The sequence below is a fragment of the Psittacicella melopsittaci genome (assembly GCF_003585925.1).
Taxonomy (GTDB): domain Bacteria; phylum Pseudomonadota; class Gammaproteobacteria; order Enterobacterales; family Psittacicellaceae; genus Psittacicella; species Psittacicella melopsittaci.
The window spans coordinates 23,607-35,822 of record NZ_NRJH01000059.1; the positions used below are offsets into that span (position 1 = coordinate 23,607).

General features: G+C 36.5%; 1 protein-coding gene. It reads left to right on the forward strand.

The features are described from left to right. Positions 1 to 633: 633 nt before the first annotated feature. Positions 634 to 12,216, forward strand: an 11,583-nt coding sequence (locus CJP74_RS06920) for an ESPR-type extended signal peptide-containing protein (protein ID WP_147397065.1), incomplete at its 3' end; no start/stop codon positions are given.

The following is a 12,216-nucleotide window of genomic DNA, read 5'->3' on the forward strand; positions in this document are numbered from 1 at the left end:
TTTTGGCTTGGGAAAATTAAGCTTTTTTCTTATTTTTATTAGAGGATATTCCCCTAAAAAAAGTAGAATAATTGATAAATTTTCTCTATGATTTGAGATAGATTAGCGATTATTTAAATTTAACTATCTTATGATTATCAGGGTAATTTATTTTAGCTATAGCTAATATAGAAACAACCTTAAAAAAATGAATCCTATTTTTTATTGCTAACTTTTTATATAATTACAGGTTAAATGAAAAAATAGGCAAAACCTTCAAGTTTTTTCATTAAAAACAAAATAGGTTTCTACTACTTTTTCTTCTCCTTATGCTTTGGCAAAAGCACAAGATTTGGCACTATTGGTATTATATAAAAAAGTTAGTTCTCTCCTTGCTGGCAGAGAGCTCTCTTTGGCAGGTATTAAAGTTATTGGCATAACATTTTAACTCTTATTTTTCTTATATTTATTATCTTTACTAAATTTAAATAGAGGCTCCTCACCTCTATGTTTACATTAGTTCTAGTAAAGGTAAATTATGTCAACATCCCCTATCTTTTCTCCTTCCTTTTTTATAAATCCCTTTAGTTTGCTTTCTGAGATAAGTTTAGTAGGATCTTTCTACTATTTTTTTAGGACAGATAAGAAAAAATAATGAATAAGATTTTTAAACTAAAATTTAACCGTAAAACTCTGTCTTTGGATGCAGTGTCGGAAATTGCTACAAATAGTATGGCAGGTTCAGAGCACAGTAAAGCAGGCCAAGAACAAGAGCAAAAATTTACTTATAGTAAAGTAAGTAAATTACTAGGAAGCTTGTTGCTTCCGGTTACTTTAGCTGGAGTAGGGACAGCATACGCAAGTTCTTTATCGGAAGCTACGGTAATCAACGGTAAAGCGGCCGTAGTTACTAATGGATTAGTAACTACCATTACTAATAGTAATGGCGCCATTATTGAATGGCAAAAATTTAACATAGGCACTAATGAGCTAGTTAGATTTATTCAAGAAAGCTCTAATTCTGCAGTACTTAACCGAGTGCTGGGCGGAAGCGTGTCGCAAATTCTTGGTACCCTAGAATCAAACGGTAAAGTATTTATCGTTAACCCAGCAGGGATTGTTTTTGGGGAAAACTCAGTTGTAAACGTACAGTCTTTAGTTGCCTCAACTCTTGATATTAGCAACGAAGATTTTATTAAAGGCAACTACGTATTTAACCAAGAAAAAGATCAGGCTATTGCAAGCGTTATCAACCAGGGTTTAATTAAAGTAAACGATGACGGTACTCTAGCTTTAGTGGGTGGTAAAGTAGTAAACACTGGTGTCCTGGAAGCAAAAAATGGTACAGTTTACTTACTTGCAGGTCAGTCAATTACCATTCAAGATTTAGATAATCCATTAATTTCTTACAAAGTTACTGCAGACAATAAAGCAGTGAACCTTGGAGAAATTGTATCTAAACGTGCTTACCTATTAGCAAATAAAGTAGCAAATGGTTACACTTCAGCAGAACAATTTGCTGATGTAATTTCAGCATCTGATTCAGCACGTAAAGCAACAATTAGCGCTAATGGTGAAGTTTTACTTTACGGTGCTTCTGAGTCAGATTTAGTACAACAAACTAATTACAATGATGCTCAATTAGCAGCAAACATCTCTTGTCGCTCTGGTTTAGTGGTAGTTAATGGTACCGTGAACGCTTCTAATCTTACTGGCACTGCTGGTGAGGTTAAAGTACTTGGCGATGTTGTTGTTTTAGAAAATAATACCCTTATTAACGCCTCTGGACAACAGGGTGGAAAAGTGTATCTTGGGGGTGACTTAAAAGGTACAGGTGACTTAAAACTGGCGAATAAAACAACAGTTTTTAGTGGTGCTGTAGTTAATGTTTCTGGGACTTCAGGTGATGCAGGGCAAACTATTGCATGGGGTAACACCGGTAACTATGATGGTACTTTCTTAGCAACCTCAGTAAATGGTAACGGTGGTTTTGTTGAGACTTCAGGTAAGACTCTTAATCTAGGTGACAATGTTTCTGCCGATACTAGATCTGTATATGGTAATCTTGGTACTTGGTTACTCGACCCAACTTCGGTATTAGTTATTAACTCTACTCCGAACTGGTCAATGATTAATGCGAGAACTAGAGCAGGTTATTCTAACGCTGATATAGTACCTATGACGAGCAATGTTTATCGTGATTCTGACGGTAATGCCGCTCACCCATATAGTACCTATTCAATAGTTACGGATGCAATGATAAATAATTACCTATCAAAATCTTCGGTAACTATTATTGCTACTACCCAGCTTCAATTCTACTACGCGAATGTTACTTCGACTAATACTAGCTCTAACCTTTATCTGCAAGCGAGAGTTAATATTCTTTGGTATTCGACGATTAATATTGCAGCAGACGTAAGCTTTAATAACACTGCCGTAGCTACTTCTTCGCTTGGGATGACTAACTCAAGTATTATTGCTCGTTCGGTTACATGGCAAAACCAAACCGGTGGCAAGCTTGAGATTTTTAACTCTTCGATAAATGTAACTAATAGTATTAACTTTAATACTTCTTCATTTATTACCTTAGAAAATAGTACATTTAATGCAGGGCAAAATATTTACCTCAGTGCTCAAGGAACTATTGGTAATTTAACTTCACTTAACTCGAGCTTAAGTGCTGGTGAAACCTTATCTTTACACGGTAAGGACTTTGTTAACTTAACTTGCGCGACTGCAAATAGCAACAGATATTCTGGTAAAACCATTAGTATTACCAGTGATGCATGTATTTCTATAGACGGAGCAACCTTAAACTCTTCTGGTAATACAAGTATTGTTGCTAATAACACTAGCGGGGTAATTAGTATTACTAATACTAATAGTACCCGTGCTGGCAATCTTAGCGTTAGTGGTTCTCAGGTTAACCTAAATAATTACAGCGTAAATAATGTAAGTGGTATTGCTTGCATTACGGTAACAACTAACCGTAATACTACAGTTACCGATCTTAAATTTAACAATGTTACTAATGCTAATTTAGGTATTACAGGTGGTTCTTTAATCCTTGAAAATGCGAGCTTAAATGGTAATTCTACTTCTTGTGGTACTTTAGTCTTAAGAAATCTCGCTACAGGAACTGATGCCTCTAACTTTACTTTAAATAATTCAACAGTAAGTAACTTTAGTGTAGGTACAAATCGCACAGGTACAGGCACCTATAACTTAAATCTCAACAACACTACTTTTAGTAATGCTGTAGATGTTAACTTCTCGGTAAACAGTGCAAGTAGTATAAATGCAACTAACTTTAACGTTACTGCTTCTGGTAACTACAGCGATGCTTTTGTAGAGAAAAACTACCAAGGGGTAAATGTTAGTGCAGCAAATATTACCCTAAATACAAGTAAGAGCAGTAAGCAAAACTTTAATAATGTTACATTTAAAGCAAGCAATAACTTTACTGCCTGTGCAACTTGTTCAACTCTAGCTACAGATGTTACCAACTTTACCAATGTAAATATTAGTGCAGGTGATCAAGCTACTCTTAACTGGACTAATACGCCAATTAACCTGACTAATGTAAGCATTAAAGCATCTAATAATGCTACAGCTAATGTTACAGTACCTGCTGCTTCAACAGACAATGCTGAAAGTGCAACTGTAATCAATGGCTTTAACTTAACTTCAGATAATAAACACGCTTACTTTACTCTCGAAGGTACAAGTGAAACAGGTCCAGCAACTAACTTAACTTTAAATCAAGTTAACCTTAAAGCAGGACAAGTAGCTCATATAGCTGCGACACGTTCTTCTTCTGGAGCTGATGTTACAATTATTCTCAACAATTCGAGTGTTACAGCTGGAGGCAATGCGAATATTTACAATAACCTCAATGGGGCACTTATTGTAAACGCAAGTAAAGTTAATGCAGAACGTATTGTTACTCGTACCCAAAATGGACAAAACATTACGCTAAATAGCTCGAATTTTGTTTCGACTTTAGCAGCAGGGCAAGATGGTGAAATACCAGCAGTGCTCTTTGCTACTGACGGTACATTAAATGTAGTTAACTCTAGTGTAGTAGCTAATGCCAATATTAAGTTAGGTGGAGATGGTGCATTCAAAGCTGTAAACGTAGTTAACGGCTCGAACATAGCTTCTACAGGTGCCAATGTTACCTTAACAACCGTTTGTGCAACTGAGGCAGGAACTACTAGTATTAATTTAACCAACTCAACCTTATTTGCGGCAAATCATGTAACTCTTTATCAAAACACCGAAGAGTTAAATGTTTCAGGGTCGAACCTAACAGCAACGCAAGGTAATGTAGTTGTTGAAGCTCATACAGGTAATATTGCTTTAAATGCGACAAATATTTCTGCTGGACAAGCATTAACTATAAGCTCTGGAGCTGCCACTGGTGGTTTACTAAATGTAAGTAATAGTAATATTGCTTCAGGTTCAGGTGATGTGAATCTGCAAATTGGTAATACTAGCACGATTAATTTCACTGACTCTAATGTAGCTGCAGGAGCTAAACTAAATGTTTCTTCTGCTTACGTTAATGTAGATAAAGCGAATCTAACTGCCAAGACAGACCTAAACTTAGGTAATGCTTCTACGGTTAATACCAGCATAGTAGCAAGTAATCTTACAGCTACTTCAGGTAATGTAAGCGTTGGGGTACAAGACAATCTAAGTATAGCTAGTACTAACTTTACTTCTGGCTTAGACTTAAACTTAACTTCAGCTCAAGGTAATGTAACTATTTCTGGCAATAAGCTTAGCTTTACTGTAGGCCGTGATATTAATATTACCGCAAGCAATGTTGTGCTAGAAAATGCAACTCTTCATGCACAAGGTAATGCAACTATTAATAGTTCGCAAAATGCAACTCTAGAGAACTCTAGTTTCACGGCAACGCAAAACACGACAGTTAAAGCAAAAACTCTAGCTAATATTAGTAACACTACTTTATCTGGAGCAAGTGTAATTGCACGTGCTGCAACAATTAATGTAACTAAAGGAGCTATCTCAGCGACTACAACAGAGATCTCTTTAGGTGATGCAGAGACAAGTAATGTAAATCTTAACTCAACGAGTTTAACTACTACAGGTACGAATACAGATATTAATGTACGTGGTAATGCTAATGTTAATTTAACTAACACTAGCGTACATTCTTCGCGTGATCTAAACTTATCTTCGCCTCAAGGTAATGTGGCTGTAAGTAATGGTTCATTACAAGCTGATCGTTCAATTAACATTACTGCTCCTAACCTAAGTTTAGCTGACAATGCTACAGTAGCTGCTCCGAATCTAAGCTTCACTACAACCAACTTTAATGTAACTGACGGAGCTACTTTAACTGCAAAAAACAATGCGAGCATTAGTGCAACAGAAATTAATGCGACTAACTTAAAAGTTACTGCAGACAATGCAAGCTTAAGTGCAACTAATGTTACTTTAGCAGGCGGTTCTGTAAGTGCTACAAGTGGTGTAAGTGTAACGGCAAGTAACAATTTAAGCTCAAGCTCTTCTTTAGTTTCAGAAAATGGTGACACTAAAGTAGCTGGTAACAATGTAACTCTGACTGGTGGTGAGCTAAAAGGTGCAAATGTTAACGTTGTTGCGGAAAATAATACGAGCATTACTGGCGTAAACCTAACTTCAACTGCAACTCAAGATGGTCAAGTAGTTGTTAAAGGTAAGTCAACGAGCATTAACAACAGCAATATTACAGCTACGGGTAGCAATAGCTCAGTAGACGTAATTGCGACCTCAGGTAATGTAACTGTAGTTAACGCAAATACTACGCAAGCTTCACACCTCAATGTTACAGGGGCAAGTGTAAGCTTAACTAATTCTACCTTAAAAGGTGATGATACAGGTAGAGCGGTAATCAACGCTACTAGCGGTGATGTTACTTTAAATGCAACCAATGTTACTAACTATGCTCCAACTACAATTAGTGCAGCAAAAGGTAACATCACTTTAGAAAACAACTCTAAAGTAGAATCTAACTCAGATCTAACTTTAAGTTCTGGTGATAAAGTTACAGTTGCAAACTCTACAGTTACTTCAACAGCTAAAACTGGTAATGTAAGTATCTCAAGTCCAAATGCTACAACTTTAACTAATGCTACAGTTTCTGCAAATGGTAATGTAAGTGTAGATACAACAAATGGTAATACTACCGTAACTGGTACTAAGATCAATGCTACAAATGTATCTGTAACTGCATCAAATAATGTAAGTGTTACTGGTTCTAACCTAACTGCAACAGCTAGCAAAGACGGTCAAGTTGTTGTTAAAGGTAAAGAAACTAGCCTAGATAACACCAACATTTCTGCAACTTCAGGTACAAATGCCTCAGTAAGCTTAATCGCGGAAAATGGTAATGTAAGTGTTGCTAACTCAAGTACAACAGGTGCATCTAACTTAAATGTTACTGGTACTAACGTAACTTTAACTAACTCAACCTTCAAAGGTGACGACAATGGCACTGCTGTAATTAACGCTACTAATGGTGATGCAACTCTAAACGGTACAAGTGTAACTAACTATGCACCAACAACTATTAGTGCAGCAAATGGTAGCATCACTTTAGAAAACAACTCTAAAGTTGAATCTAAATCAGATCTAACTTTAAGTTCAGGTGATAAAGTTACAGTTGCTAACTCAACAGTTGCTTCAACAGCGAAAACTGGTAATGTAAGTATCTCAAGTCCAAATGCAACAACTTTAACTAATGCTACAGTTTCTGCAAATGGTAATGTAAGTGTTGATACAACAAATGGAAACACCACCGTAACAGGTACTAAGATCAATGCTACAAATGTATCTGTAACTGCTGCAAATAATGTAAGTGTTACAGGTTCTAACCTGACAGTAACAGCAGGCAAAGACGGTCAAGTTGTTGTTAAAGGTAAAGAAACAAGCTTAGATAACACTAACATTTCTGCAACAGAAAATACAAATGCAAGTGTTAGTCTCATTGCAACAGAGGGTAATGTAAGCGTTGCTAACTCAAGTACAACTGGTGCATCTAACTTAAATGTAACTGGTTCTAACGTAACCTTAACTAACTCAACCTTCAAAGGTGATGACAAGGGTACTGCTGTAATTAACGCTACTAGCGGTGACGTTACTTTAAATGCAACAAATGTTACGAATTACGCACCAACGACAATTAGTGCAACAAATGGTAACATCACTTTAGAAAACAACTCTAAAGTTGAATCTAAATCAGATCTAACTTTAAGTTCTGGTGATAAAGTTACTGTTGCAAACTCTACAGTTACTTCAACAGCTAAAACTGGTAATGTAAGTATCTCAAGTCCAAATGCTACAACTTTAACTAATGCTACAGTTAAAGCAAATGGCAGTGTATCAGTTAACACAACAAACGGTAACACCACGGTTACAGGTTCGAACTTAACTTCGAATAACAGTAATGTATCTGTATCTGGTGGAAACGTTTCTGTAACTGGTACTAAAGTTAATGCAACAAATGTGTCTGTTACTGCAGACAATAATGTAAGTGTTGCAGGTTCTAACCTAACTGCAACAGCTAGCAAAGATGGTCAAGTTGTTGTTAAAGGTAAAGAAACTAGCCTAGATAACACTAACATTTCTGCAACTGCAGGCACAAATGCAACTGTTAGCCTCATTGCAACGGAAGGTAATGTAAGTGTTGCTAACTCAAGTACAACAGGTGCTTCTAACTTAAATGTAACAGGTACTAACGTAACTTTAACTAGCTCAACCTTCAAAGGTGATGACCAAGGTACTGCTGTAATCAACGCTACTAGCGGTGATGCAACTCTAAATGGTACAAGTGTAACTAACTATGCACCAACTACAATTAGTGCTGCAAATGGTAACATCACTTTAGAAAACAACTCTAAAGTAGAATCTAACTCAGATCTAACTTTAAGTTCTGGTGATAAAGTTACAGTTGCAAACTCTACAGTTACTTCAACAGCTAAAACTGGTAATGTAAGTATCTCAAGTCCAAATGCTACAACTTTAACTAATGCTACAGTTTCTGCAAATGGTAATGTAAGTGTAGATACAACAAATGGTAATACTAGCGTAACGGGTTCTAAGATCAATGCTACAAATGTATCTGTAACTGCATCAAATAATGTAAGTGTTACAGGTTCGAACCTGACAGTAACAGCTGGCAAAGATGGTCAAGTTGTTGTTAAAGGTAAAGAAACAAGCTTAGATAACACCAACATTTCTGCAACTTCAGGCACAAATGCCTCAGTAAGCTTAATCGCTGAAAATGGTAATGTAAGTGTTGCTAACTCAAGTACAACAGGTGCATCTAACTTAAATGTAACTGGTACTAACGTAACCTTAACGAATTCAACCTTCAAAGGTGATGACAAGGGTACTGATGTAATTAACGCTACAGACGGTGACGCAACCTTAAACGGTACAAGTGTAACTAACTATGCACCAACTACAATTAGTGCTGCTAAAGGTAATATCACTTTAGAAAACAACTCTAAAGTTGAATCTAACTCAGATCTGACTTTAAGTTCTGGTGATAAAGTTACAGTTGCAAACTCAACAGTTGCTTCAACATCTGCAACTGGTAATGTAAGTATCTCAAGTCCAAATGCTACAACTTTAACTAATGCTACAGTTCAAGCAAATGGCAGTGTATCAGTTAACACAACAAACGGTAACACCACTGTTACAGATTCGAATTTAACTTCGAACAACAGCAATGTATCTGTATCTGGTGGAAATGTTTCTGTAACTGGTACTAAAGTTAATGCAAGCAATATTTCTGTTACTGCTGACAATGATGTAAGTGTTGCTGGTTCTAACCTAACTACAACTGCAGACAAAGATGGTCAAGTTGTTGTTAAAGGTAAAGAAACAAGCTTAGATAACACCAACATTTCTGCTAAAGAAGGCACAAATGCAACTGTTAGCCTCATTGCAACAGAGGGCAATGTAAGCGTTGCTAACTCAAGTACAACTGGTGCATCTAACTTAAATGTAACTGGTACTAATGTAACCTTAACTAACTCAACCTTCAAAGGTGATGACAAGGGTACTGCAGTAATTAATGCTACAGATGGTGATGCAACTCTAAACGGTACAAGTGTAACTAACTACGCACCAACTACAATTAGTGCTGCAAATGGTAACATTACTTTAGAGAACAACTCTAAAGTTGAATCTAACTCAGATTTAACTTTAAGTTCAGGTGATAAAGTTACAGTTGCTAACTCTACAGTTGCTTCAACAGCGACAACAGGTAATGTAAGTATCTCAAGTCCAAATGCAACGACTTTAACTAATGCTACAGTTTCTGCAAATGGCAGTGTATCAGTTAACACAACAAACGGTAACACCACAGTTACAGATTCGAACTTAACTTCGAACAACAGCAATGTATCTGTGTCAGGTGATAATGTTTCTGTAACTGGTACTAAAGTAAATGCAAGCAATATTTCTGTTACTGCTGACAATGATTTAAGTGTTGCTGGTTCTAACCTAACTACAACTGCAGACAAAGATGGTCAAGTTGTTGTTAAAGGTAAAGAAACAAGCTTAGATAACACCAACATTTCTGCTAAAGAAGGTACAAACGCAACTGTTAGCCTCATTGCAACAGAGGGTAATGTAAGCGTTGCTAATTCAAGTACAACTGGTGCATCTAACTTAAATGTTACAGGTACTAACGTAACCTTAACTAACTCAACCTTCAAAGGTGACGACAATGGCACTGCTGTAATTAACGCTACTAATGGTGATGCAACTCTAAACGGTACAAGTGTAACTAACTATGCACCAACAACTATTAGTGCTGCAAAAGGTAACATCACTTTAGAAAACAACTCTAAAGTAGAATCTAACTCAGATCTAACTTTAAGTTCTGGTGATAAAGTTACAGTTGCAAACTCAACTGTTGCTTCTACATCGCCAACTGGTAATGTAAGCATTTCAAGTCCAAATGCAACAACTTTAACTAACGCTACAGTTGAAGCAAATGGTTCAGTAAGTGTAGATACTACAAACGGTAATACTACGGTTACAGATTCTAACTTAACTTCGAACAACAGTAATGTATCTGTATCAGGTGATAATGTTTCTGTTACTGGTACTAAAGTAAATGCAAACAATATATCTGTTACAGCAGAAAACAGTACAAATGTTGATGGTTCGAACTTTACTGCAACAGCAGGTGAAAAAGCTCAAGTAGTAGTTAAAGGTAAAGATACTACTGTTAATAACACTAACTTAACAGCTACTCCAGAAACTAATGCAACTGTAAGCATAATTGCAAATGGAGGCAATGTAAGTGTTGCTAACTCAAGCACAACAGGTGCTTCTAACTTAAATGTTACGGGTAGTAATGTAACCTTAACTAACTCATCATTTACAGGTGACAACACAGGTACTGCAGTAATCAATGCTACTGAAGGTGATACAACCTTAGATGGTACAAGCGTAACTAACTATTCGCCAACATACATTAATGCTGACAAGGGCAACATTAGTATTGTTAATGGCTCAAATGTTACAACTGACTCTGACCTAGTACTTAACTCAGGTAACCGTGTAACTATTGAAGACTCAGTAGTTAACTCAACTGGTAAAGCAAGTGATAGTGACGGTAACTTAACTATTTCAAGTCCAAATGGTACAACCATTATTAACTCAACTACAGTTGGTAATGGTACAGTGAGCATTAATACAACTAACGGTACAACTACGATTAACAACTCTACGGTAACCTCAAATACAAGCAATGTAACTATTGCTGGTGACCAAGGTGTTAATATTGGTAATGGTACTAATGTAACCTCAGCTGATGGCTCTAACATAAGCATTGCTTCAGCAAATGGTTCAATTAGTGTAACTGGCTCAAATGTAACCGCAGTTAACGCTACAGTTAACATTACGGCTGCAGAAAACACTACTATTGAGAATTCGAACATTACAGGTAGCAAAGGTGTTACTATTAATGCAACTAATGGTACAGCTACAGTTAATGCTACAAATGTAAGTGTTGACAATGGTTCGGCTACTATTACAGGTAACCAAGGTGTTTACATTGGTAATGGTACAAATGTTACAGCTGCTAACAACGTAACTGTTACTACACCAAACGGTTCAATTTCAGTTATCGGTTCTAACGTAACAGCGAACAATGGTACAGTTAACATTACGGCTAAAGAGAATACAACTATCGAAAATAGTAATATCTCTGGTAAACATGGTGTAACCATTGATGCTGAAAACGGTACAACTAACGTTAACGCTACAAACGTTACAGCTACTGATGAAAATGCTTCAATTAGCATTACTGGTAACCAAGGTGCAAACCTAGGTAACGGTACTAACGTTACATCTCCACAAAACGTTACTATTGATTCAGCAAATGGTTCTGTTTCTGTTATCGGTTCTAACGTAACGGCGAACAATGGTACAGTTAACATCACTGCTAAAGAAAATACTACAATTGAAAATAGTAATATCTCTGGTAAACAAGGTGTAACCATTGACGCTGAAAACGGTACAACTAACGTTAATGCTACAAACGTTACTGCTACTGATGAAAACGCTTCAATCAGTATTACAGGTAACCAAGGTGCTAACTTAGGTAACGGTACTAACGTTACATCTCCACAAAACGTTACTATTGACTCTGCAAATGGTTCTGTTTCTGTTATCGGTTCTAACGTAACGGCGAACAATGGTACAGTTAACATTACTGCTAAAGAAAATACTACAATTGAAAATAGTAATATCTCAGGCAAACAAGGTGTAACCATTGATGCAGAAAACGGTACAACTAACGTTAACGCTACAAACGTTACAGCTACTGATGAAAACTCTTCAATCAGTATTACAGGTAACCAAGGTGCTAACCTAGGTAACGGTACTAACGTTACATCTCCAACTAACGTTACTATTGACTCAGCAAATGGTTCTGTAACTGTTCTTGGCTCAAATGTAACTGCAGCTAATGGTACAGTTAACATCACTGCTAAAGAGAACACAACTATCGAAAATAGTAATATCTCTGGTAAACAAGGTGTTAACATTTACGCTGAAAACGGTACAACTAACGTTAACGCAACTAACGTAACAGCAACTGATGCTAATGCTTCGATTAACATTACAGGTAACCAAGGAGCAAACCTATGTAACTGTACTATCGTTACATCTACACAAAACGGTAATCTATTCTCTTTA